22 protein-coding genes are annotated in these 21,489 nt (G+C 67.3%); 7 read left to right on the forward strand and 15 right to left on the reverse strand.

All coding sequences use genetic code 11. The features are described 5' to 3' along the window. Positions 1-69 precede the first annotated feature (69 nt). Both ppsA and B5520_RS18285 read right to left on the reverse strand, forming a co-directional pair. Positions 70-2,499 carry a phosphoenolpyruvate synthase gene (ppsA, locus tag B5520_RS18280; RefSeq protein ID WP_079598492.1) on the reverse strand — a complete coding sequence of 810 codons (2,430 nt, stop codon included), beginning with the start codon at positions 2,497-2,499 and terminating at the stop codon, positions 70-72. A 144-nt stretch (positions 2,500-2,643) separates the two neighbouring features. Next, a complete protein-coding gene (locus tag B5520_RS18285) occupies positions 2,644-3,462 on the reverse strand; it encodes a pyruvate, water dikinase regulatory protein (protein ID WP_079598493.1) in 819 nt (272 codons plus the stop codon). Positions 3,463-3,536: 74 nt separating this feature from the next. Between B5520_RS18285 and B5520_RS18290 the strand changes: the two genes are divergently transcribed. Beyond that, on the forward strand, positions 3,537-4,838 hold the full coding sequence (locus tag B5520_RS18290) for a hemolysin family protein (RefSeq protein WP_079598494.1): 1,302 nt from the start codon (positions 3,537-3,539) through the stop codon (positions 4,836-4,838). Between the two features lie 11 nt (positions 4,839-4,849). Here B5520_RS18290 and B5520_RS18295 read toward each other — a convergent pair whose 3' ends face one another. Beyond that, a complete protein-coding gene (locus tag B5520_RS18295) occupies positions 4,850-6,028 on the reverse strand; it encodes a serine hydrolase domain-containing protein (RefSeq protein ID WP_079598495.1) in 1,179 nt (392 codons plus the stop codon). A gap of 177 nt (positions 6,029-6,205) precedes the next feature. Between B5520_RS18295 and B5520_RS18300 the strand changes: the two genes are divergently transcribed. Further along, the gene (locus B5520_RS18300) at positions 6,206-7,273 is read left to right on the forward strand and encodes a glycerophosphodiester phosphodiesterase family protein (RefSeq protein WP_079598496.1); all 1,068 of its coding nucleotides are present in this window, start codon (positions 6,206-6,208) and stop codon (positions 7,271-7,273) included. An 80-nt stretch (positions 7,274-7,353) separates the two neighbouring features. Here the strand turns inward: B5520_RS18300 and B5520_RS18305 are convergent, their stop codons facing one another. The 4 genes from B5520_RS18305 to B5520_RS18320 all read right to left on the reverse strand — a co-directional run bounded on the left by B5520_RS18305 (position 7,354) and on the right by B5520_RS18320 (position 10,199). Then, the gene (locus B5520_RS18305; protein ID WP_079598497.1) at positions 7,354-7,689 is read right to left on the reverse strand and encodes a cupin domain-containing protein; all 336 of its coding nucleotides are present in this window, start codon (positions 7,687-7,689) and stop codon (positions 7,354-7,356) included. A 128-nt stretch (positions 7,690-7,817) separates the two neighbouring features. Continuing rightward, positions 7,818-8,468, reverse strand: coding sequence for a maleylpyruvate isomerase family mycothiol-dependent enzyme (locus B5520_RS18310; RefSeq protein WP_079598498.1), 651 nt, complete (start codon positions 8,466-8,468; stop codon positions 7,818-7,820). A gap of 248 nt (positions 8,469-8,716) precedes the next feature. Continuing rightward, the gene (locus B5520_RS23090; protein ID WP_254865628.1) at positions 8,717-9,145 is read right to left on the reverse strand and encodes a maleylpyruvate isomerase family mycothiol-dependent enzyme; all 429 of its coding nucleotides are present in this window, start codon (positions 9,143-9,145) and stop codon (positions 8,717-8,719) included. A gap of 184 nt (positions 9,146-9,329) precedes the next feature. Next, positions 9,330-10,199, reverse strand: a complete 870-nt coding sequence (locus B5520_RS18320) for a DUF1295 domain-containing protein (protein ID WP_079598499.1) — start codon at positions 10,197-10,199, stop codon at positions 9,330-9,332. A 156-nt stretch (positions 10,200-10,355) separates the two neighbouring features. On the opposite strand from B5520_RS18320, the gene B5520_RS18325 reads away from it, so the two are divergent. Then, positions 10,356-11,093, forward strand: a complete 738-nt coding sequence (locus B5520_RS18325) for a hypothetical protein (RefSeq protein ID WP_079598500.1) — start codon at positions 10,356-10,358, stop codon at positions 11,091-11,093. A gap of 10 nt (positions 11,094-11,103) precedes the next feature. Here B5520_RS18325 and B5520_RS18330 read toward each other — a convergent pair whose 3' ends face one another. Then, a complete protein-coding gene (locus B5520_RS18330; RefSeq protein ID WP_079598501.1) occupies positions 11,104-12,153 on the reverse strand; it encodes a helix-turn-helix transcriptional regulator in 1,050 nt (349 codons plus the stop codon). Between the two features lie 120 nt (positions 12,154-12,273). On the opposite strand from B5520_RS18330, the gene B5520_RS18335 reads away from it, so the two are divergent. Beyond that, positions 12,274-12,672, forward strand: coding sequence for a DUF1304 domain-containing protein (locus B5520_RS18335; RefSeq protein ID WP_079598502.1), 399 nt, complete (start codon positions 12,274-12,276; stop codon positions 12,670-12,672). A 20-nt stretch (positions 12,673-12,692) separates the two neighbouring features. Continuing rightward, entirely contained in the window at positions 12,693-13,127 is a 435-nt protein-coding gene (locus tag B5520_RS18340) for a nuclear transport factor 2 family protein (RefSeq protein ID WP_079598503.1), read from the forward strand. Positions 13,128-13,158: 31 nt separating this feature from the next. Here the strand turns inward: B5520_RS18340 and B5520_RS18345 are convergent, their stop codons facing one another. From B5520_RS18345 to B5520_RS18355, 3 genes are all read right to left on the reverse strand, one after another. Next, complete coding sequence (locus B5520_RS18345) at positions 13,159-14,463, reverse strand: aspartate aminotransferase family protein (protein ID WP_079598504.1); 1,305 nt, start codon at positions 14,461-14,463, stop codon at positions 13,159-13,161. 85 nt (positions 14,464-14,548) lie between these two features. Next, positions 14,549-14,932 carry a VOC family protein gene (locus B5520_RS18350; protein ID WP_079598505.1) on the reverse strand — a complete coding sequence of 128 codons (384 nt, stop codon included), beginning with the start codon at positions 14,930-14,932 and terminating at the stop codon, positions 14,549-14,551. A 222-nt stretch (positions 14,933-15,154) separates the two neighbouring features. Next, the gene (locus tag B5520_RS18355; RefSeq protein ID WP_079598506.1) at positions 15,155-15,667 is read right to left on the reverse strand and encodes a mycothiol transferase; all 513 of its coding nucleotides are present in this window, start codon (positions 15,665-15,667) and stop codon (positions 15,155-15,157) included. Between the two features lie 117 nt (positions 15,668-15,784). On the opposite strand from B5520_RS18355, the gene B5520_RS18360 reads away from it, so the two are divergent. After that, positions 15,785-16,180, forward strand: coding sequence for a DUF1801 domain-containing protein (locus B5520_RS18360; RefSeq protein ID WP_079598507.1), 396 nt, complete (start codon positions 15,785-15,787; stop codon positions 16,178-16,180). On the opposite strand, the gene B5520_RS18365 is transcribed toward B5520_RS18360, so the two are convergent. Further along, positions 16,164-16,676, reverse strand: coding sequence for a GNAT family N-acetyltransferase (locus B5520_RS18365; protein ID WP_079598518.1), 513 nt, complete (start codon positions 16,674-16,676; stop codon positions 16,164-16,166). The two genes, B5520_RS18360 and B5520_RS18365, sit on opposite strands and share 17 nt — an antisense overlap. A gap of 8 nt (positions 16,677-16,684) precedes the next feature. After that, complete coding sequence (locus tag B5520_RS18370) at positions 16,685-17,545, reverse strand: alpha/beta hydrolase (protein WP_079598508.1); 861 nt, start codon at positions 17,543-17,545, stop codon at positions 16,685-16,687. A gap of 194 nt (positions 17,546-17,739) precedes the next feature. Here B5520_RS18370 and B5520_RS18375 point away from each other — a divergent pair, with 194 nt between their 5' ends. After that, on the forward strand, positions 17,740-19,080 hold the full coding sequence (locus B5520_RS18375; protein WP_254865629.1) for an amidohydrolase family protein: 1,341 nt from the start codon (positions 17,740-17,742) through the stop codon (positions 19,078-19,080). A 53-nt stretch (positions 19,081-19,133) separates the two neighbouring features. Here the strand turns inward: B5520_RS18375 and B5520_RS18380 are convergent, their stop codons facing one another. Beyond that, positions 19,134-19,871: an excalibur calcium-binding domain-containing protein gene (locus tag B5520_RS18380; RefSeq protein ID WP_254865630.1), complete on the reverse strand. Its 738-nt coding sequence runs from the start codon at positions 19,869-19,871 to the stop codon at positions 19,134-19,136. A gap of 65 nt (positions 19,872-19,936) precedes the next feature. Then, complete coding sequence (locus B5520_RS18385) at positions 19,937-21,337, reverse strand: GmrSD restriction endonuclease domain-containing protein (RefSeq protein ID WP_079598510.1); 1,401 nt, start codon at positions 21,335-21,337, stop codon at positions 19,937-19,939. Positions 21,338-21,489 lie beyond the last annotated feature (152 nt).

Consider the following 21,489-nt stretch of genomic DNA (forward strand, 5'->3'; position numbering starts at 1 on the left):
TACATTACGACGGCGGCGCGCGGCTTGGTGCGTTGGGCGGCAGGCTGAGGCGCTGGCCTCCCGCTGGAGTCAGCGGACCCCGGCGGCCGCCAGGTCAGTGGTGTCCGGGGCGGCAGAAGCGCCCGCCGCGACGTCCGCCAGCCGGAGCCAGGTGTCCACCACGGTGTCCGGGTTCAGCGAGACGGACTCGATGCCCTCCTGGACCAGCCACTCGGCGAGGTCCGGGTGGTCGCTGGGGCCCTGACCGCAGATGCCCACGTACTTGCCGCGCTCCCGGCAGGCCCTGATGGCCATCCGGAGGAGCTTCTTGACGGCAGGATCGCGTTCATCGAAGCCGCCGGACACGATGGCGGAGTCCCGGTCCAGTCCGAGGGCCAGCTGCGTCATGTCGTTGGAGCCGATGGAGAAGCCGTCAAAGAACTCGAGGAACTCGTCGGCGAGCAGCGCGTTGGAGGGCAGCTCGCACATCATGATCACCTCCAGGCCGTTCTCGCCCCGGCGCAGCCCGTTCTCGGCCAGCAGCTCGATGACGCCGCGGGCCTCCTCCAGGGTGCGCACGAACGGGATCATCAGCTTGACGTTGGTCAGGCCCATCTCGTTGCGGACGAAGGACAGGGCCTCGCACTCGAGGTCGAAGCAGTCCCGGAAGGACGGCTCCAGGTAGCGCGAGGCGCCGCGGAAACCGAGCATCGGGTTCTCTTCGTGCGGCTCATATGCCGGTCCGCCCAGGAGGTTGGCGTACTCGTTGGACTTGAAGTCGGACATGCGCACAATCACCGGCTCGGGCGCGAACGCCGCGGCGATGGTGGACACCCCTTCGGCCAGGCGCTTGACGTAGTACTCCCGCGGGCTGCTGTACGCGGCGATCCGCTCCCGGATTTCTGCCGCCACCTCCGCCAGCTGGCTGTCCAGGTTCAGCAGGGCCTTGGGGTGGATGCCGATCTGGCGGTTGATGATGAACTCAAGCCGGGCCAGGCCCACGCCATGGTTGGGCAGCTGGGCGAACGTGAATGCCTGCTCGGGGGTGCCCACGTTCATCATGACCTTCACCGGGGCCTCGGGCATCTTGGTGATCCCGGTTTCCTCCACGGTGAAGTCCAGCAGGCCTGCGTAGATGACGCCGGTCTCGCCGTCGGCGCAGGAGACGGTGACTTCCTGCCCGTCGGAGAGGGAGTCGGTGGCGTGGCCGGTTCCCACGACGGCGGGGATCCCCAGTTCGCGGGCGATGATGGCCGCATGGCAGGTCCGTCCGCCGCGGTTGGTGACGATCGCGGACGCGCGCTTCATGATCGGTTCCCAGTCCGGATCGGTCATGTCGGCCACCAGCACGTCGCCGGTCTGGAACGCGGCCATCTGGTCGATGGCGGTGAGGATGCGGACGCTGCCGGCACCGATCCGCTGGCCGATCGCGCGGCCCTCGGCCAGCACGGGGCCGGTTTCGTTGAGGCGGAAGCGGCTCTGGCTGCCGGGGGCGCGGCGGGACTGCACGGTTTCCGGGCGCGCCTGCAGGATGTACAGGCCGCCGTCGATCCCGTCCTTGCCCCATTCAATGTCCATGGGACGGCCGTAGTGCTTTTCGATGGCCACGGCGTGCCGTGCGAGCTGCTCGACGTCCTCGTCGCTGAGGCTGAAGCGGTTCCGCAGGGACGCCTCTACCGGCACGAAGTCGATGGTGCGGCCGATTTCCTGGCTTGCCGTGTAGGTCATCTGCAGGGCCTTCTCGCCCAGTCCGCGCTTGAGGATAGCGGGCCGGCCGGCCTGCAGCGCCGGCTTGTAGACGTAGAACTCATCCGGGTTCACGGCGCCCTGGACCACGGCCTCGCCGAGGCCGTAGGAGGAGGTGACGAACACGGCGTCCTGGAAGCCGGACTCGGTGTCCATGGTAAACATGACGCCGGAGGCCCCGACGTCGGAGCGCACCATCCGCTGGATGCCTGCCGAGAGTGCCACGTCGGCATGCTCGAACTTGTGGTGCACGCGGTAGGCGATGGCGCGGTCGTTGTAAAGCGACGCAAAGACGTCCTTGATGGCGGCGAGGATGTTCTCGATGCCGCGGACGTTCAGGAAGGTTTCCTGCTGTCCGGCGAAGGACGCGTCGGGGAGGTCTTCCGCCGTCGCGCTGGACCGCACAGCCCAGGAAAGGTCATCGGAGCCGCCGTGCTTTTCCACCAGCTCCCGGTAGGCGCTGCGCAGCTGCTGTTCGAAGTCCGGCAGGAACGGCGTCTGGCGCACCAGGGACCGGATCTCCTGCCCGGCAGCGGCCAGGGCGGTCACGTCGTCGGTGTCCAGGCCCACCAGCCGGTCGGCAATCTGCTGGTCCAGGCCGGAATCCGCCAGGAACCGGCGGTAGGCATCGGCAGTGGTGGCGAAGCCGTCCGGGACCTGCACGCCGGCGGAGGTCAGGTTCTGCACCATCTCCCCCAGGGAGGCGTTCTTGCCGCCCACCCGGTCCAGGTCTTTGAGCCCAAGTTCCGAGAACCACAGGATGTCCGTTGTCATTATTTACTGCTCCTTCGCAGAGTGTGGCGTGCAGGGGCGTGCCCGGGGCGGTAACCGGCTTGGGCACAAATCTCCTCCACAGTGGCAGGCCTTGAAGAGGTGCGCCACATGATGTACGCCACACTTTGCTTGTGAAACTCTTCCCTAATGCTTCAGGTTCATCTTCTGCAGGATGGTGGCCGCCATCTCCTCCACCGAAACGCTGGCCGAGTTGAGGTACGGAATTCCGTGGAATTCGTACAATCGCTCCGCACTGCGCAGCTCAAAACCGCACTGCCGCAGTGAGGCGTAGGGCGAGCCGCGGCGCCGTTCGGTGCGGACCTGGCTGAGGCGCAGGGCGTTGGTGGTCAGGCCGAAACATTTCGACACGAAGGGCTTCAGGGACCCGGGGAGCCCTTCCCGTTCAAAGTCCTCGTCCACCAGCGGAAAGTTCGCCGCGAAGATTCCGTGCTGCAGCGCCAGATACATGGTGGTGGGCGTCTTGCCGCACCGCGACGGGGCCACCAGGATGACCTGGGCCTTCTCCAGCGCGCGCAGGCTCTGGCCGTCGTCGTGCTCCATGGCATATTCGACGGCGGCCATCCGGGACTGGTACCGCGCTGCGTTCCCCAGGCCGTGCGCCCGCCCGGGTTCGCCGCTGGCGTGGCTGCCCAGGGCGTGCTCCAGCTGCCCCACGTGCGTCCCGATCAGGTCCACCACGATGCCCTTGCACCCGGACAGGGTCTGCCGGATGTCACTGCTGACCGCCGTCGAGAAGACGATGGGGGCCGGCCCGGCCTCGGCGATGCCGTCGATGGTCCTGACCACGGACCGGGCCTGCTCAACGGTGGTGATGAAGGGGATGGTGATCCGGTCGAAGTTGTTCCCGGGGAATTGGGTCAGCAGCGTGTTGCCGAGCGTTTCCGCCGTGATGCCGGTGCTGTCCGAGAGGAAATAGACAGGCCGGAGATCGTCATTAACCATGGCACGACCTTAGCGGGCGCGGCCGCCTGTCCACGCCCCGTTCACCGGCCACCGCAGTTCGGTAGTGTCAGTCCATGGACAGCGACACCGTGGTCAACTTCCTGTTGGTCCTCTTCTTCGTGCTGCTCGGCGGGATCTTCGCCGGCACGGAAATGGCGCTGGTTTCCCTCCGGGAGAGCCAGGTCCGCCGGATGGAAAAGGCCGGCAAACGCGGCGCCCAGGTGGCCGCCCTCGCCGGGAATCCCAACCGCTTCCTCTCCACCATCCAGATCGGCGTGACGCTCTCCGGATTCTTCTCCGCCGCGTACGGCGCCTCCACCATCGCCCCCGACGTCGAACCCCTCCTCGAGGGCCTTGGCCTCGGCGCCGCGGCCCAATCCGTGGCCTTCATCGGCATGACACTGCTGGTGGCCTACCTCTCCCTGGTGCTGGGCGAACTGGTACCCAAGCGCCTGGCCATGCAGAGCGCCGTCGGCTTCGCAAAGGTCCTGGCCCCGCCCCTGCTGTTCCTCTCGGAACTGATGCGCCCCGCCGTCTGGCTGCTGTCCGTCTCCACCGATGCCGTGGTCCGGCTGTTCGGCGGCGACCCGAAGGCCACGCAGGAAAGCGTCACGGCGGAGGAATTGCATGACATGGTGTCGGGGAGCGACGCGCTGGAAGAAAGCCACCGGAACATCCTCACGGACGTCTTCGGGGCCGCGGACCGCACCTTGCAGGAGGTGATGCGCCCACGCCCCGACGTGGCCTTCATCAGCGGCGGCCTCACCGTCGGCGAGGCCCGCAGCATCGTCCAGAACGGCCCCTACTCCCGCTTCCCCGTGACCGGCGGCAGCCCGGATGACGTCCTGGGCTTCATCCACATCCGCGACCTCATGCCCGTCGACGATGTGTCCGACGAACGGCCGGTGCGGGACATCGTCCGCGAAATCCTCGCGCTGCCGGGCACCAACAAGGTGCTGCCCTCGCTGTCCCGCATGCGCCGTCTGGGCCAGCAGATTGCCCTGGTGGTGGACGAGTACGGCGGCACGGACGGCGTCGTCACGCTGGAGGACCTCGTGGAGGAACTGGTGGGCGAAATATACGACGAGTACGACGCCGGCGCCGACCCCGAGGACCGCGTCACCGTCGCCAACGGTGAGGTGGACGTCGACGGCGGGCTCATCCTCCAGGAGTTCACGTCAGCGTCCGGGCTGGCTTTGCCCGAGGGGCATTACGAGACGGTGGCAGGGTTCGTCATCGACCGGCTGGGCCGGCTGCCCCGGGCTGGGGACCGGGTTGAAATAGATGGGCATGCGCTGACGGTCACCGCGATGGACCGGCTGCGCATCGCCCGGATCCGCGTGACACGCGTGCAGGCCGAGCCCGAGGAACCCTGAAAAGTCTGTCCTCAACACGCCTGGTTGAGTGCCGCCACCGCCGCTTCCTCCATCTCGTACGAGTCCCATTCGCCGAGACCAAACGGATCGGATTTCGGGGCGCGGGCCACGGCCATGGCAATCTGCCGCGAGCCGTCGGCGCTGATCAGCGCCAGCGCCGCGTAGCCCCGCACCACTCCCACGTGCCCGTAATAGTCGTTGTTGGAGCAGGCATCGTAATGCCGCACCACACCGAGGCCATAGGTCTGGAACTTGGGGTGGTGCATCTCCGCCACGCTTTGAGCGGTCAGCAACGCCCCTTTCTGCAGGGCGGCGAAGTAGGTGTTGAGTTCAGGAACGGTGGAGATCACTCCGCTATCGGGTGAACCACTGTGGATCGGGGCCAGGGCGTTGTCCTCCAGTTCGCCGCTTGCCGTCTTGGTGTAGCCACGGATCATCTGCCGCGGCCCCGGCTCGTCACCGGCTACCAGGGTGTCGTGCAGCCCGAGCGGATCCACGTTGTCGGCGCGGATTACCGCGGAAAGGCTCTGTCCCCGCAGCTTCTCGAGGAGCAGGGCCAGCACCGAATAGTTGGTGGTGGAGAAACTGAACAGGCTGCCTGAGCCGCCGGTCCACGGCATGGCTGCGGCGTAGGAAATCCGCTCCTCGTGGGTGGAGCGCCTATTCCCTACCTCCGCAAGGCTCACCCGGTAGTCCGGCATCCCGGAGCGGTGGCTGAGCAGGCTGCCGATGGTGATGGGACCGGGCGGCTTGATGATGCTTTCGAAGTCCGGGAGGTGCTTCTGGACGGGGTCATCCAGCTGGATTTTCCTTTCCTCCACGAGCTTCATGACGGACACCGCCACCATGGTCATGGTGATGTCCCCGGCGTGCGTCTGGTCCGTCAGCTGCACGGGTTCGTTGGTGTCGAGGCTCCGGACGCCCTCTGCCGAGGACCAGCCGCCCACGCGGGACTTCACCTCAATCACGACGGCGGTGGCTCCCCCGGCGCGCATGTCCTCGCTGTACTTCTCCAGGGCCGCGGCGTAGGCCGGAACAGGCGGGGCGGTGGCAGTAGCGGTGACGGCCGCCGTCGGACTTTGCGCGTCCGGTGGCTCCGGCGCACCGGTGCAGCCTGCGACGGCGGGAATCACCAGGGCGGCAACGGCCGCGGCAACGCTGCGCAACAGGGTCAAACGGCCTGCCTGCATCTCATCCCCTTAGGAGACGCCGGCCGCAGCTGGACTCCGGGGAGACCGCCAGGTGCACCGGCCCTTTGATGTTAACCTCCGCTCCAACTTTTGGCACCAAACGCGCCACCTGTCCTCCCTAGCGTGGACGGGTCGCCGGCCACCAGCCGGCCCCGTCATCACTGGAGGAAAACACCCATGCGCACAGTCCTGACTGCCGCGGCAGCCGCTGCCCTGATCGCCGCCATGACGAGCCCCGCCGTCGCCGCCCCGGAGACGCAGGCCGGCACGCCGTCGTCGAACGCTGCCGGAACCGCCACCTCCGCACTCACGGTGAACGAGCGCAACGGCTCCTTCGACCTGCAGAGCCACCGCGGCGGCCGCGGCGAATGGACCGAGGAATCCCTGGCCGCGTTCACGAACTCCCTGGCACTGGGCGTGACCACCCTGGAGCTGGACACCCACCTGACCCAGGACGGCAAGGTGATCGTGTGGCACGACGACACCATCCAGGCCGCCAAGTGCATCGACACCGCACCCGCCACCGCCGGCGACCCCGAGTTCCCGTACGTCGGCGACCGCGTGGCCGAGCTGTCCCTGGCCCAGGTGCAGACCCTGAACTGCGGCTACGTGCAGCTGGCCGGCTACCCGGAGCAGGAGGTCATCGAAGGCAACCGGATCGCCGAGCTGAAGGACGTCTACCAGCTGGTCCGCGACACGAACGCCGCCAAGGTCCGTTTCAATGTCGAGACCAAGGTGGAAAGCAGCCAGATCGGCGGCGCCGGCATGGAGTCCCTCACCCGCGCCGTGGTGGCCGACATCCAGGCCTCGGGCATGGCGGACCGCACCACCCTGCAGTCCTTCGACTGGTCCTCGCTGAACCTCACCAAGGAGCTCGCCCCGGAGCTGCCGCTGGTGGCGCTCTCCAGCGGCGACACCTGGATGGGCGTGGGCCAGCCCGGCGCCAGCCCCAACCTGGGCGGCATCGACATCGACAACTACGACGGTTCCCTTCCCAAAGCGGCGGCTGCCCAGGGTTACGACGTCGTCTCCCCCACGTTCCGCTCCGTCACCGCAGAGATGATCGCCGAAGCGCACGACCTGGGCCTGCCGGTCATTCCATGGACCGTGAACACCACCGCCGACATGGAACGCCTGATGGACCTGGGCGTGGACGGCATCATCACCGACTACCCCACCCGCCTGCGCACCCTCATGGAGGAGCGCGGCCTGAAGCTGCCGAAGGCGTACGGGGTGAAGGGCTAAGCCCTGCACTGACCCGGGCGGGGCCCGGCGCCAGCTCCCTTGGGCTGGTGCCGGGCCTTCCCCGTTTATGGGTCCACCACCTACCGGTCCAGCTTCACCGCGGTGAACAATATTGCTGAGTCCTCCTCGGCCTCCAGGCTGTGCATGCCGTCCGGGACGATCAGCAGGTCGCCTGCCTTGCCCTGCCAGGCTTCGGCGCCCGCCTTCAGCCAGACGGAGCCCTTGATGACGAAGACCGTGGCCTCGCCGGGATTCAGGTGCTCGCTGAGCTGGGTGCCGGCGCGGAAAGCCATCACAGTCTGGCGCAGCCGCTTTTCGTGGCCGCCGAACACGGTGTCCGAGGCGCGGCCGCTGGATCCGGACACTGCTGCCTGGAGTTGCTGACGGGCCAGGGCATCAATCGACATCTTCTGCATGAGGACACCGTACGCACCTGGCGCCCCAGGATGCTGCCGATCGTCATCGCTACCGTACGGAGCAGCTCCGCTGCGCCGACGGTGTCTCGTAACTACGATGAACACTCGCTTTTTTGCCGGAAGGCCGTTCAGGCTGCGGTGCCTTGGAGGCGCGACCGAAGTGTCGGGACGCCTGGGCCGTTGAGCTGGTCAAGGTAGGTTTCGCGGCCAGCCATGCCCATCACCAGAGCGAGGGTCGATCCGGTGACCAGGGGGCCGGTGCCCGCAGCGAACGGCCCGTCGTCGGCCCGCAACCGCAGGCCGGCCACGTGGGTGCGGCTGGCAACGGCGAAGTCCTGCCGGGCGAAGAATTCGGCGACAGGTGTCAGCGCCTCGATGCTCGGTGTGCGGGGAAGCCCAAGCGGCTGGCGGATGTCTTGGGCGTGCACGACGACCTCGCCAAGGTAGGCCGGGATGTGCCCTGAGGGTGCCGTGGTACTCCTGATGACGGCACGGAAACGGTCGAGTGTCTCTTTGGGATTCCTACCGCGGTGCTCGGCTAGCCGGCGCTGGTTGTGCACGTCCGGACGGAAACGCGCGCCGAGCATGCTGCGCAGCCACTGCCACTGGTTCAGGCTGGCCGCGGCGGTCAGGTGAGCGATGACCTGCTCGACATTCCACTGCCCGCACAGAGTGGGGTGCTGCCATTGCTCCGCGCTGAGGTTCGCCAGGTCCTGCGCCAGAGCGGTGCGCTCGGCGTGTGCCAGCGCCCACAGGTCGTCATTCTGCCATCTCGTCATAGCGCTTCGGGCGCCTCTCCTCGTATACGCGATTCATCGGTTGCCGAGCTGGCCACGAAGCGGGAGGCTCCGCTGCCTTTGAAGCTCCCCCGGTCCACGCGACGCCCGGAAACCGCGAGCAGCAGATCAAGCGGATCGGCCTCGACATCGTCTCCCTGGCCCCAGGCCGCCCCGGTCTTCCGGTCGATCAGCCGAAGTCCTGCGACACGCTCGCGTCCTCCGCCGAAGGAGACGGGGGTGCGCAGCTGCTACGTGAGCGCTTGAACGACCGCAGGTTCCGGGTAACTTCCGGCGATGTCCAAGGGCCGGCGGATGTCCTCGCCATGCACGATGGCCTCAACCAAGCGGGTTGTCAGGTTCGCCGGCGGCGTCCGCGTGAGGTTTGCAGCTTCCCCGAACGCGTTAATCGTGTCCTGCGGATCCTGCCGCTTCTCTCTAGCAATACCGTTTTCGTTGGCGCGATCGAAGTCCATGCGGGCTGCCAGCAGGTCACGGACGAAGGCGAACCGGCCGGTTCGCGCCGTGTCCACCAGGTGCGCAAGGACATCGTGGACATCCCACCCTCGGCAGAGGGAGGGGAAGCGCCATTGTTCGTCGCGCAGGTCGGAGAGATCCGCGGCGAGCCGTCGCCTCTCAGAATGAACGGCCTGCCAGACCGCTTCTGCTGCCCTGCGCATGCCGTTCCTTCCCGGTGATGTCTCGGTAACCAACACTGTGAGTGCTGGACTAGACACTACTGCCATGCCCTGCCAAACGTGGCCGGTCGAGTTCAGCAGGTCAACCCGCCCGGGGCAGACAGCTGGAACACAAACGGCGGCACACAAGCCGGGTGCCGCCGTCGTACGCCTGGTCCAGGGCCCGCTACGTAAGCTTCGGGACCAGCACCGGAGTGTTCCGCTTGTAGGCCTCATAGTCGGACTGGCCGCCCCACTTCCTGTCCGCTTTCTCCTCCAGCGGGGGCACACCGCTGCCCTTGATCAGCAGCAGCGCCACAAACACCGGGGACACCAGGGCAGCCCACTGCCAGCCCTGCAGCACCGGCAGGGCAATGATGGCCACGCCCACCCACAGCGTGATCTCGCCGAAGTAGTTGGGATGCCGGGACCTGGACCAGAGGCCGGTGCTGATGAAGCGGCCCTTGTTGCCGGGGTCGGCCTTGAAACGGGTTTTCTGGACGTCCGCCACGGTCTCAATCGCGATGCCCAGTGCCCAGACCAGCAGGCCCGCCCAGAAGAACCCGTCCAGGCCCACCTTCCGGTCCGAGGTGATGGCCACCCATGCCAGCGCCGCGGTGAGCACCACCCACAGGCCCTGCAGGGTCCAGGTGTTCAGGAACCGGGCAAAGTCCTTTTTGAGCTCATCAAACCGGTCGTCCTTGCCGTGCTTCATCACGCGCTGGAAAAGGTAGCCGCCCAGCCGGGCAGCCCACAGCACCACCATCGCCGCCAGCAGCATGCCGCGCGCGTCCACGCCGGGCGAAGCCAGCACCAGGAGCACCGTAATGGTGATGTACGTCAGGGCGCCGGTGAGGTCGTAGAACTTCTCTGTCTGCGCCTTGTAGGACGGAATGAACACGAGCCACTGGATCACGAAGGCGGCAGCCACACCCAGGGCGAACACGGGGAAATCGCCCACGGTGGAGCCGCCCTGGCTCCCCGCGAGGGCAATGAGGACCGCGGCCACCACCGCGATGGGAATGCTGATGAGGGCCTTGCGGCGTTTTTCGGTCATGCGGGTGGTCCTTTCATGCAGTCCGCCTGGTTCACATAGTCTTCGGAGCCGGGGCGGTGTTGTATGGGTGGCTCCGCATTGCGGGTCCGCGCGGCTCCCGCGGAAGGGCCGCCGGGCGTAGACTCAGCGCACCACTGACGGCAGAGGCGGGAAGCCATGAAGAGCATCCGGGCGCAGGTCCTTGAAGCAGAACAAAGCGCTGAACTTGGGCCCGGTGAGGACGAACGGTTTTCCGGTTATGGCTTGATGGGCCTGCCCTTCAGCTCCGGCCACGTCCTGGCCATGCGGCGGTTCCCCGTGACCAGCGTTGGGCCCGGCTACACCTCGCTGTGGCTGCGGCGCCCCACCGGCGCCTGGACCATTTACGCCGACGCCCCGCCCGAGCTCTCCTGCGCCCGCTACTTTGGCGCGGCCCTGGATGAGGCAGTCCAATGCCCGGTTGATGTCACCTGGACGGGCGATGCCGCCTTCAGCGTCACTGTAGGCGGGGATGTGGACCTGGCATGGGACCTCGAGCTGATGCCCACTCCCGTGACCCGCGCCATGACAGCGGTGATGAGCGCACTGCCCGCACCGTTCCTGGAAAGCCATCCTTTCCTGCGGGTCATGGGTGCCGCAGCAGGACCTGCGCTGCGGGCGGGTCGGCTTGGGCTGACGGGCACCGTGCCCAACCGGCAGGGCTTCCGTGCCAAACCACGCCGGATGTGGTTTGTGTCCGGCAGTTCGGCGTCCCTAGACGGCGAGGATTTCGGCAGCCCGCAGCCCCTGCGCATCCAGACGGGGCTGCGCGATTTCTGGATCCCGCAGCGCGGCATCTTCCTGATCGGCGCGTCATCCTACGACCGGTTTGACCCGGTCCGGCATCTTCCGGCCAGCGCGCGCAGGGCTGCCTAGCGTCAACCGGTCACGCCACCAGCCTGGCCACGAGCTCGCCGCGGCTGCCCACGCCCACCTTCCCGAAGAGTGACTTCAGATGGTCGTGCACCGTGTGCGGGGAGATGAACAGGTGGCGGGCGATGTCCGCCGTCGCGTTTCCGGACAGTACCTCCAGGCACACGTCCCGCTCGCGGGCCGTCACCCCGTAGGCCGCCAGCAGCAGGGTGGCCAGGTCCTGCGTGGTGGCCGGCTCCACGGTGACCACCATCTGTTCGGGGTCGTCGCCGGTAATCAGGCGGCTGGCCTGCAGCACCACCCAGTTCTCCCCGGCGTCATGCATCCTCGCCCGCGCCGTGCCGGAAACGGAAGCGTGGGCCTGAGCCACCACCGAGTGCAGCGTCATGGTGAAGCGGCCCGGTGCCGCGTCCTCCACTTCGGTCAGCCAGGCAGCCGCGGCGGGCGTGGCAGCCCGCAGCTCACCGTGCAGTCCGGCGATCACAATTACGGGCCCGACGGCGGCCGGGCGGGCCGGGTGCCCCGCACGGACGGCGATCCTGGTCGCCGCGGCCAGGGTGGCCGTCACGGCCTCCAGGAATTCCACCTCCCGGTCGGTGAAATCCTTGCCGCCGGCCCGGAAGATGCTGCCCACTCCCCAGCACGCCTCGTCGATCCGGAAGGCGGCGCGCAGTTCGTGGTCCAGCCCCTGCGGCTTGAGCAGTTCGTTGATCCGGACGCTGCGGACCACGTCACGGTGCGCCGCGTCCGAGATCCTCGCAATCGGACGCGGCCGCCGCAGCAGATCAGCGAACGTGTTCGGTTCCTGGCCCGTGTATTCGCATTCGGCGAAGCGGAGGCTGTACTCCTCATATTCGTCCTTGCCGACCGGCCACGGCCGGTAGTTGGTGATGGACGTCATCACCATGGAGTCGGGGTCGACGGCGGCCCAGCAGCCCTGCTCGAACGGCACCTCCCGCTGCACCACGGCGAGCGCCGACGGGTAAAGGTCGGCCAGGCTCATCCCGCCGGCGGCGAAGGCGGCGATCTCCCGCCGGGCACGCTCGGCGCGCTCCTCCCACATAGCTCCAGTATCCGCCCAGGGGGCGGCGCCGCAATCCCCCAAAGTGGGGGTTCTTCAAGCACCCCGGAACCCCCTTGCGGGGGATGGGGCAGGCGCGCACCGCCGTCGTACTCTTCCCTCATGAACGCCGTATCCCAGGTTTTCGCGGTACTTGCCGCCCTGATCTACATCGTGGTGTTCCCGCTGGAAAGTTTCCTGATGCACCGCCCGGCGGCGCAGAAGTTCCTGAGCACCCCGCCGCAGAACGTGCCGGCCGTGATGATGTGGGCCATCCCCACCGGGTTCCGCAACCTGGTGATCGGCCTGGGAGTCCTGGCCGGAGTGGTGGCGGTGAACATGGGCTACCTGGTGGCGGGCTACACCCTGGTCATCTACTGCTGCGCCAACATGGTGCTCACCGCGCCCGCCATGCTCCTGGCGGACATGCTGGGCCACTACCCGAAGAAGGGCGACAGCATCCCGGGAACCCTTGGCGCCACGGTGCCGGCCCTGATAGCGCTGATCGCGCTGCCGTTTTGAAGGAATATCGGAGGTCAACAATGGGACAGGCTCGCGACGTCATGGACCGCCTGATGGCGGCCATGGGATCAAAAAACAAGGAAGCGCTGGCACGCTGTTACGCCCCCGGCGCTGTGGCCTACACCCCTGACCAGGGGGAACTCCGCGGGCGTGACGCCATCGCCGGATACCTTTTCGGCTTCTGGGAGGCCATGCCGGATGTCCGGTACGAGCATGCGGAAAAGCACGAGGCAGGCAACGTGGCCATCGACGAGGGGTTTGTGGTGGGCACCAACACCGGGCCCCTGCGCATGCCCTCCGGCGAGACCATGCCCGCCACCGGCCGGCAGCTTCGGATCAGGAGCTGCGACGTGGCCACGGTGGAGGGCGCCGGGATTACCTCCCACCACTTCTACTTCGACCAGATGGAGTTCCTGGCGCAGCTCGGGCTGATGCGCCAAATGTCCGAACACTGACCGTTGTCCGGGCAGGGACCGGGCAGGTCCCTCAGAAGTTTGCCGCCGCAAGCGCGTCGTCCAGGATCGCCAGTCCCGAGGCGGCGTCAGCGTCGCTCACGTTGAGGGGCGGGGCCACATGGATCCGGTTGCCCATGATCAGCGGCAACAGGCCACGCTCCAGGCATGCCTTGGCGAAAGAGGCCATCGGCGCGTTCGACGCACCGACGGCTCCCGGCGGCACGAGCGGTTCCTTGGTGGTTCGGTCGCGGACCAGTTCCATGCTCCACAGGCCGCCGATGCCGCGGACGTCCCCGATCACCTCGTGCTTCCCTGCCAGCTCCTTCAGTCCTGGGCCGAGTATCTCAGTGCCGAGGCGGGCAGCTGCTTCCACGGTTGCCTCTTCATGCATGGCGGTGATGGCGCCGACGGCTGCCGCGCAGGCGAGCGGGTGGCCGCTGTACGTCAGGCCGGCCGGGTAGGGGCGCTGGGTGAACATCTCACAGATCGCATCACCTATCAGGACTCCGCCCAGCGGCACGTAGCCCGAGTTCACACCCTTGGCGAACACCAGCAGGTCCGGTGCCACGCCGTCGTGGTCGACGCCGAACCAGGCTCCCGTGCGGCCGAAGCCCACCATCACCTCGTCGGCGATGTAGACGATGCCGTGCCGGCTGCACAGTTCGCGGACCCCGCGCAGGTAGCCGGCCGGCGGCACGATGACGCCCGAGCTGCCGGTCACTGATTCCAGGACCAGCCCGGCGATGGTGGACGGGCCTTCCAGGAGGATCACCTGCTCCAGGTGCGCGAGGGCCCGCTCACACTCTTCCTCTGCGGTGCTTGATCCGAATGCCGTCCGGTACAGGAAGGGTCCAAAGAAGTGGACGGCACCCGCTGTGCCGGTGTCCGAGGCCCAGCGGCGGGGATCTCCGGTGAGATGGATGGATGTGGTGGTGGAGCCATGGTACGAGCGGTACGCGGAAAGGACTTTCGGCCGGCCGGTGAAGAGGCGCGCCATCCGGACGGCGTGCTCGACGGCCTCCGTGCCGCCGGTGGTGAACAGGACGTGCCCGAGCCCCTCGGGCGCGACCTCCACAATCAGACGCGCCGCCTCGCCCCGGATGTCGGACGCGTTCCCGGGTGCGAGCGTGCACAGCCGGTCGGCCTGCTCCTTGATGGCGGCGACAATCTTCGGATGCTGGTGGCCGAGGTTGGTGAACACCAGCTGGGAGCTGAAGTCCAGGTAGCGCTTTCCGCTGACGTCGGTGACATGGCTCCCGGATCCGCCCACCAGGGTGGGCACATCGCGCGGCCCCTGGACAGCCCACGGGTGGAAGACCAGTTCGTCGAGGTTCATTGACACGTTCCTTCCGCACACCCACGCGGGCCGCTGCTGCTTCAGCGCAGGGCGGCCCGTGGTCGGTGGCTATCCCGTCAACTGGCTACTGTGTGCGCTGGGAGAGGTTGAGGATGTTGCCCTCGCTGTCCAGGAACCAGGCCGATTTGCCCCAGTCATCCGTGGCCAGGCCGTTCTCCGTCTTCAGCCCGGGCATGTCGTAGTCCTCGAAGACCACTCCCCTGCCCCTCAGTTCCTCCATGTCGCGTTCGATGTTGTCCGATTCCCAGCCCATCTGCGTGTTCTTCGCCGAACCCGCATTATCGGTCTGGTAGATGAGGAAACTCGTTCCGTTGCCGCAGCGGTACAGGAGGCTGTACTCCTCCATGGCCTCTGAAGATTCAAGGCCGAGCTTGTCCCGATAAAATTCCTTCGCCCTGTTGATGTCCTTCGCAGCGAGGACGGCCATGACTGCAGAATCCTTGAGCATGATGAATTCCTTTGTGCATTGTTCGCGTCGGCGGCGGTGCTCTCCCCTTGACGTTCCCGGAATATCCCTACTCCGGGGCCGCGTGGCAACCCTTTCCGCCATAAGCCGGGTTGGCCACCTGGGACCCTGCTGCGCAACGCCAGCCTTCATCGGCGCGAGAGAGTCCCCGAAGCTTATGGGCCCATTATGGAACCGAATTGCAGCTACGGAAACAGGCGATTCTTAGTGGCTGTGCGACCGGTTCAAGCCCTTGGCGTAGGCAGCCTGGCCCACGTGCTGGAGGCAGTCCGCGAGGATGCTGACCAGGCGTACGCCGAGGGTGACGGGCGGGTCCCAGCGGGTGTCCACCACACGGTCGAGGTCTCCGCCTTCGAGTGTTTTCAGGAACTGCACGGTCTGCCGGTGGACCGCGTCGTAGTACTCCAGCAGCAGGCCCGCCGGCGCCTGCACCGCGTCCACCTGGTCGCTCGAATGGCCGTAGCCGGTATCCTTCCGGGACAACGGGAGACCGAAGCGGCCCACGAAATCCTGCGCGGTCCAGACCTGTTCGAGGCCGGCCGCGTCCGCCACCTGCGCGTCCTCCACCCGGCCCAGGTGCCAGATCAGCCATGCAATCGAGTTGCCGGTGCCCGCCGGCCTGTCGGTGAGGGATCCGTCGTCGAGCCCGTCAAGGACCGCTTCCACCGTTTCCCGGATCCTGCCGAAGGCGTCCAGCAGCAGATCATTCGACTTCATCATGAGCTCCTTAGGGCCATCTTTTGGTTCACATCCGAGCGGGAACCATGGCGCCATCCTATGCGCGCTGTTTTTCGTTGAGGGACGGCGGGGCTGCGGAAGGTGAACAATGATCTCATGAGCTACCGGAAGGATCCCCGGGTGGACCAGTACATTAATGCCCTTCCGCCGTGGCAGCAGGACATCTGCCACCAGGTGCGGGACCTCGTCCACGCGGCCGACCCCGACGTCGAGGAGACCATCAAGCGGACCGTCCAGCCCTACTTCGTCCTGGAAGGCAACGTTTGCGCGCTCCTCGCGGCGAAGGACCACGTGAACGTTTTCCTGTACGACGGCGGGCTCTCCCCGGACCCGCAGGGAATCATCACCGGCGGGCACGGCAACAAGACCGGCCGCACCGTAGCCATCAGGGAAGGGGAGCCCATCAACGGGCAGGCTTTGGGCGACATTTTCAGGGCGATCATCGCCACCAACCGTGCCGGCGGCTGGCGGAAGGTCACTTCGGGCCAGTAGCCGGTCGCGCGCGAACCATGCGGATCTCGGGCAGGCTTTCCCATTCCGGCGGCAACAGCGCGCTCCTTCCGTCAGGCTGGAAGCCGTTCTTGCGGTAGAAAGCGTGCGCGCGGGGGTTGTTCTCCAGCACCCACAGGTACGCCGGTTGCTCCCCCACGGCGGCTGCCAGCAGCGCTGCCCCAAGCCCCGTGCCGTGCGTCCGCCGCAGCGTGTAGATCGAGTACAGCTCCAGCGGCACGGGACCGTCCTCGTCACGGCCCGGACCGGCGTCGGCAAATCCCACCACCGCGCCTGTAGCATCCTCGGCGACGATCCGGGGCGCGGCATCAGCAAGAAAACGACGACGGCGTTCCACGCGTTCCGGGACGGCTGCCCGGCGGGCACGGAAAAAGTCAGCCGACAACAGGTGCGGGTAGCACTCCTCGTGGGCCAGCGTGTGCATCTCCACCAGCGCCTCGGCGTCGCCAGGAACAGCCTGGCGAAGAACGTAGTCCATGACCCAGCCTAACCAGTGGCGGCCTGCCCAACCCATTCGATCCTCCCGAGCCAGCCGGCCAGGATGGGCAGCACCACAGCACTGTGCATCGCGCTCAAATGGTTGAGGCCGGGGAGGACGTGCACCTCCCAGCCGGCTGCCACGAGTTCATCCCGGTGCTCAGCCAACGGCGCGCCGATCCGCACCTGCACCCCGCCCCACTGCGGGCTGTAGTCGATCTGGTCGTTTCCGCCGGCGAAGGCGAGGCGCGGCAACGCAGCCGGGGCCGCCGTCGTCGAATTGTTGAAGTCCCGGAGCGCCTCGTAGAGGGTGACGAACTGCCGGGTCTGGGCCTCCGTGGTCTGGACGGCAGCAGAATCCCAGTCCCCCGGCTCGGCCTCGGCCGCCGGCACGGACGCCGGATCCGGGGCTTGGGTGGACGCGGCGTGCGCGGCCCGGGTCACGGCCAGCATGCTCCGGTACGGACCGTCCACCGGCGGGAACCCGCCCATGGCAAGGGCCCGGAGACGGTCGGTGCGCAGGGACAGCTGGAGGCCGGCCAGCGCCAGCCAGGAGTAGCCGTAGTAGCCAAAGGCGTCCGCGATGGCCAGGAGGTCGGCGGCGAGGTTGTCCGGCGTGAGGGTGTCCGGGGCGGGGTATGCCATCCGGTGGCCTTCATAGTCGGCCGTGATCACCCGGTTTGTCGGCGACAGACCGTTCACGAGGGCTGGTCCGAGGTCCGGGTCGCCGCCCCACTTGCTGATGATCTCGGCCTCGGCGGACGGATGCGGCTGCAGCCGGACGGGCAGCAGCAGTGCCGGACCGCGACCATGGACCGTGACGGGAATGGTGGATCCATCGTGAAGCACGGCCTCCAGCTCAGCAGCCATTGCGGGTCCCTTTCCTGGGTGCGGATGCGCAGCACCTTCAGCATGGCACCAGCTCCTGCGTCTGTCGTCGTTTGTCCATCTGGAATACCAGATGGACAAAGGAATACCGTGGAGTAGGGGTTGTTCCACCCTTGGAATACCAAGTACCATCAACGGAGCCCGTTTCCCCGCCGGGCGCCATTCCCAAGGAGACAATGATGTGCCTTCATGACCACACGTCTGCCCCTACACCGGCGGCCAGCCTCCCGCGCCGTGGCATCCTCGCCGGCGCCGCAGCGCTCGCCGGAATTTCCGTGGCCAGCATCGCCGCGCAGCTCGGCGGCGCATCCGCGGCGCAGGCCGGCGAAAAGCCCTCAGGCCCGAACTACCACGGCAGCCCGCTGACCCATCCGCCGCTCATCATCGAAGGCGGAACCATCGTGGATCCCCAGACCGGCGGCGCCATTGAGGACGGCGTCCTGGTGCTCGACGGCGGCAAGGTGGCCGCCGTCGGAACGCGCGACGAGACGCGTGAAGCCGTTGCCGCCGTCGCCGGCCGCGCCCGTGTCCTGAACGCGTCCGGCAGGTGGGTGCTGCCCGGTCTAGTGGACGTCCACGTCCACGCGAACGCACTTGCCGACGCGCGGGCCATCCTTCAGGGCGGCGCCACCAGCGTCCGGAGCGGATCCAGCAGCTTCTACCAGGACGTAGCGCTGGCAGCGCTGCCGGCCTGGGCACCCGGTGTCTCCCCGCGCATGACGCCTGCCGGGCTGTTTATCTCCCCGGACCTCGGCGACTCGCTCCTTGCCGATCCGGACCTCGCCCCGCTGGCCACCCTTCCCACCGGCGTCCGGGAAACCGCCGACCTGGCGTACCTCACCCGCGTGAACCTTTCGCGCGGCGCCCAGGTCATCAAGACCCGCGCCAACCCGCGTGCGGGCATCCCGGAGCAGGACCCGCGCGAACTGGTCTACAACCAGGAGCAGCTGTCCGCAGTGGTGAAGGCGGCCAGGGGCGCGGGTGTGCTCTGCCACGCCTACAGTGCGGAGGGGATCGACGGCGCCGTCCGCGCCGGGGTGCGCAGCATCGAACACGGCGTCTTCGTCTCCGAGGGCACCATCGCGGAGATGGTGCGCCGGGGGACCTATTTCACGCCCACCATGGACGCGATCACCAGCATGGCGGCTTCCCCGAACCCCGTCCTCGCAGCGCGCGGCAAGGAATACGCCCCCATCCTGCAGGCCGCGGTGCGGGCAGCAAAGGAGGCCGGTGTGACCATCGTGGCCGGCACCGACTCCTTCGGAACGGACGTCACCCCGATCGGCACCGAAGCCCGCCTGCTCGCCGAAGCCGGCCTGTCCCCGCTGGAGGCGCTGCAGTCAGCCACCGTCCACGCGGCGCGGCTGCTCGGGCTGGGCAACGACGCGGGCCGGCTGGTCCGTGGCGGCTTCGCCGACGCGATTGTGGTGGACGCGGATCCTCTGTCCAGTGCGTCCGCACTTGAGCAGGTCCGGGTTGTTGTGGCGCAGGGAGCGGTTGTCCGGAACGGGCTTTAACGACGAAATGCCGCGGACACCTTTGCTGGTGTCCGCGGCATTCCTGGTTTGGCTTACTTGTCGCAGCCGATGCCGTCCCCATCGCGGTCCAGGTGCTTCCCGTAGCCGGGTGAACCTGCGTAGACAGGTGCCGCGCCCGCAGCGCGCGCAGCAGTGCAGTTCGCGTAGTAGGCGGCGGCCGGAGCGGGGGCAGCCGGAGCCGCGGGAACCGCGGGAGCCGGTGCCGGGGCGGGTGCAGCAGGAGCGGCCGGTGCCGGTACGGCCTTGCGGGCTGCGGCATCCCGTGCAGCCTGCTCCGCCGCGGCCTGTGCGGCAGCGGCCGCTTCCGCAGCAGCCTTTTCGGCTGCTGCGTTTTGAGCCGCGGCCAGCTCGGCGGCAGCCTTTTCTGCAGCCGCCTTTTCGGCGGCAACCTTCTCGGCCTCGATCAGCTCGAGGGACTTGACCCCGAGTTTCACGGTGGAGCCCTCTTCCGCCTGGGTATTTTCAGCCGGGTCCTGGGAGATTACCTGCCAGTTGCTCTTCTTGACGATCGACTTGCCGTCCACTATGTCTTTCGCCTCGACCTCAAACCCGAGGTCTTCCAGCTGCTCCGTCGCCTTATCGAGGGTCAGGCCCACGACTCCGGGAACGCCAACCTTTGCCGCAGCAGTGGTGGCCACAGCAGTTGCCGCCGACGCCGGTTCCGTTGCCTCCTGCTTGCTGCTGCAGCCTGTGAGCATCAAGCCAGCGAGCACAACAACTGCCAGCGTCTTCTTCAGGGCTCCTCCCGGAGCCTGCGGATTGAGTGTCAATTTTCCCCCTGGGAATGTTTGTGTGGGTGATGCGGATGGGTGCGAAACCCGGGTAAAGAGAGCGCCTATTCGCAGGCCACGCCGTCCGAGTCCCTGTCAAGCGCGGGCCGGTAGCCACCCTGTCCGGCATACAGCGGAGCGGCGCCGGCAGCCTTCGCCGCGGCACAGTTCGCGTAGTAGGCAGCCGCCGGTGCGGGCGCCGGGGCTGCAGGCGCCGGGGCAGGCGCCACGGGGGCGGGAGCAGGGGCTGCAGGTGCCGCGGCGGGTGCTGCGGGTGCAGGAGCAACCGGGGCCGGAGCCTGGACAGCAGGAGCAGGTGCAACAGCGGCGGGTGCCGGCTCAGGTGCCACAGGTGCCGGTGAGGCCACAGGAGCCTGGGAAGTCGTCGGCGCGAGCTGACCGCTGCAGTCAGCGAGGATGCGTGCCATGGCGTCGTGCTCTGCCTGGGTCACCCACAACCCGTAGGTCGCCTTCACCGATATCTGCCGGGCGACGTATTCGCACCGGAAGCCCTTGTTCGGCGGCAGCCAGGTGGCGGCGTCGCCGTCGCCCTTTTTCATGTTGGTCGGCCCGTCGGTCGCCTGAAGGTTCAGCGGATCGTTGGCGAACGCTGTCCGCTGGTCAGTGGTTAGCTGCTGTGCGCCCTTCTGCCAGGCGTCGCTCAGGGCGACTACATGGTCGATCTGGACGGCCGAGCTGGTTGCGGTTCCCCGCAGGAAGCTGATGTTCGTTCCCGTGTAGGGGTCCGCCAGCGTACCGGACTGCACTTTGCACGGGACGCTGTTGGTGAACGTGATTCCCGTCAGGTCGCGTTTGAGGGTGTCGTTCCGGGTGTCGCAGCCGTTGCGGTCAACATCCGCCCACGCCTGGCCGAACAGCGCGCGGTCATATCCCGTCTTCGGCGCGCGTCCCTTGATGGGAAGTGTGGCCAGCAGATCCAGCGCCTTGGTTGCGTAGGCGGGCTGCGGGTTGGGCGATGTCACGGAGACACCCTGCGCCACCAGGGAGGGCGTCTCGGGATCCAGCGGGGCGCCCGTTTCCTGTGCGGTAGGAGCGGACGACGCCGTTGCGCTGGCTGTGGCTGATGGGCTCGCCTTTGACGATGCGGTGGTCGCGGCGGTGTCAGATGCGGCTGCCTCGAGGTCCTGCGTCGACACACGAGGGAGGGTGAGTCCACCGGCGATGAAAAGCACGAAAGCGGTGGCGAGGGCAACGGCGCCCGCCTTCCGCTTGGCGGGGAGCCAAGCCCAGGACCGGCGTCCGGTGAGCAGGACATAAAGACCGGTGAGGGCCGCCGAGATGGCCGCGAAGACCAGTGCGAGCCCAATCCCGCTGCTCAGCGCGCCCAACAGCATAAACAGAGCCGTGATGCCGGCGACGATAAACGTGGAGGCGCCCGGTTTACGCGGCGGCTTCGGCGACGGAACGGATGGTGCTGGACCCAAAAGGGCCTCGTATTCGGACATTCTTTCCCCAATTAAGAGGGCCACAAAAAGGCCCGGCAATTTGCCGGGCCTTCTGCTTAGCCTCGATTTTTCATGATGGCCGGTGAGGGGCGCTGGTGTGTGGCGCCGGGTTGCTCTGCGGTTGTTTTCTGTTTTCGGGCAGCCGGGTGTGG

This window comes from Arthrobacter sp. P2b (assembly GCF_900168295.1).
Lineage (GTDB): Bacteria > Actinomycetota > Actinomycetes > Actinomycetales > Micrococcaceae > Arthrobacter.

Coding starts and splice junctions, on each gene's coding strand:
- B5520_RS18340 (WP_079598503.1), top strand. CDS start 12,693: ATGGGACAGGCTCGCGACGTCATGGACCGCCTGATGGCGGCCATGGGA.
- B5520_RS18370 (WP_079598508.1), bottom strand. CDS start 17,545: ATGGCTGCTGAGCTGGAGGCCGTGCTTCACGATGGATCCACCATTCCC.
- B5520_RS18330 (WP_079598501.1), bottom strand. CDS start 12,153: ATGTGGGAGGAGCGCGCCGAGCGTGCCCGGCGGGAGATCGCCGCCTTC.
- ppsA (WP_079598492.1), bottom strand. CDS start 2,499: ATGACAACGGACATCCTGTGGTTCTCGGAACTTGGGCTCAAAGACCTG.
- B5520_RS18300 (WP_079598496.1), top strand. CDS start 6,206: ATGCGCACAGTCCTGACTGCCGCGGCAGCCGCTGCCCTGATCGCCGCC.
- B5520_RS18345 (WP_079598504.1), bottom strand. CDS start 14,463: ATGAACCTCGACGAACTGGTCTTCCACCCGTGGGCTGTCCAGGGGCCG.
- B5520_RS18355 (WP_079598506.1), bottom strand. CDS start 15,667: ATGAAGTCGAATGATCTGCTGCTGGACGCCTTCGGCAGGATCCGGGAA.
- B5520_RS18325 (WP_079598500.1), top strand. CDS start 10,356: ATGAAGAGCATCCGGGCGCAGGTCCTTGAAGCAGAACAAAGCGCTGAA.
- B5520_RS18305 (WP_079598497.1), bottom strand. CDS start 7,689: ATGCAGAAGATGTCGATTGATGCCCTGGCCCGTCAGCAACTCCAGGCA.
- B5520_RS18375 (WP_254865629.1), top strand. CDS start 17,740: ATGATGTGCCTTCATGACCACACGTCTGCCCCTACACCGGCGGCCAGC.
- B5520_RS18310 (WP_079598498.1), bottom strand. CDS start 8,468: ATGACGAGATGGCAGAATGACGACCTGTGGGCGCTGGCACACGCCGAG.
- B5520_RS18385 (WP_079598510.1), bottom strand. CDS start 21,337: ATGTCCGAATACGAGGCCCTTTTGGGTCCAGCACCATCCGTTCCGTCG.
- B5520_RS18360 (WP_079598507.1), top strand. CDS start 15,785: ATGAGCTACCGGAAGGATCCCCGGGTGGACCAGTACATTAATGCCCTT.
- B5520_RS18285 (WP_079598493.1), bottom strand. CDS start 3,462: ATGGTTAATGACGATCTCCGGCCTGTCTATTTCCTCTCGGACAGCACC.
- B5520_RS18290 (WP_079598494.1), top strand. CDS start 3,537: ATGGACAGCGACACCGTGGTCAACTTCCTGTTGGTCCTCTTCTTCGTG.
- B5520_RS23090 (WP_254865628.1), bottom strand. CDS start 9,145: ATGCGCAGGGCAGCAGAAGCGGTCTGGCAGGCCGTTCATTCTGAGAGG.
- B5520_RS18365 (WP_079598518.1), bottom strand. CDS start 16,676: ATGGACTACGTTCTTCGCCAGGCTGTTCCTGGCGACGCCGAGGCGCTG.
- B5520_RS18350 (WP_079598505.1), bottom strand. CDS start 14,932: ATGCTCAAGGATTCTGCAGTCATGGCCGTCCTCGCTGCGAAGGACATC.
- B5520_RS18295 (WP_079598495.1), bottom strand. CDS start 6,028: ATGCAGGCAGGCCGTTTGACCCTGTTGCGCAGCGTTGCCGCGGCCGTT.
- B5520_RS18320 (WP_079598499.1), bottom strand. CDS start 10,199: ATGACCGAAAAACGCCGCAAGGCCCTCATCAGCATTCCCATCGCGGTG.
- B5520_RS18335 (WP_079598502.1), top strand. CDS start 12,274: ATGAACGCCGTATCCCAGGTTTTCGCGGTACTTGCCGCCCTGATCTAC.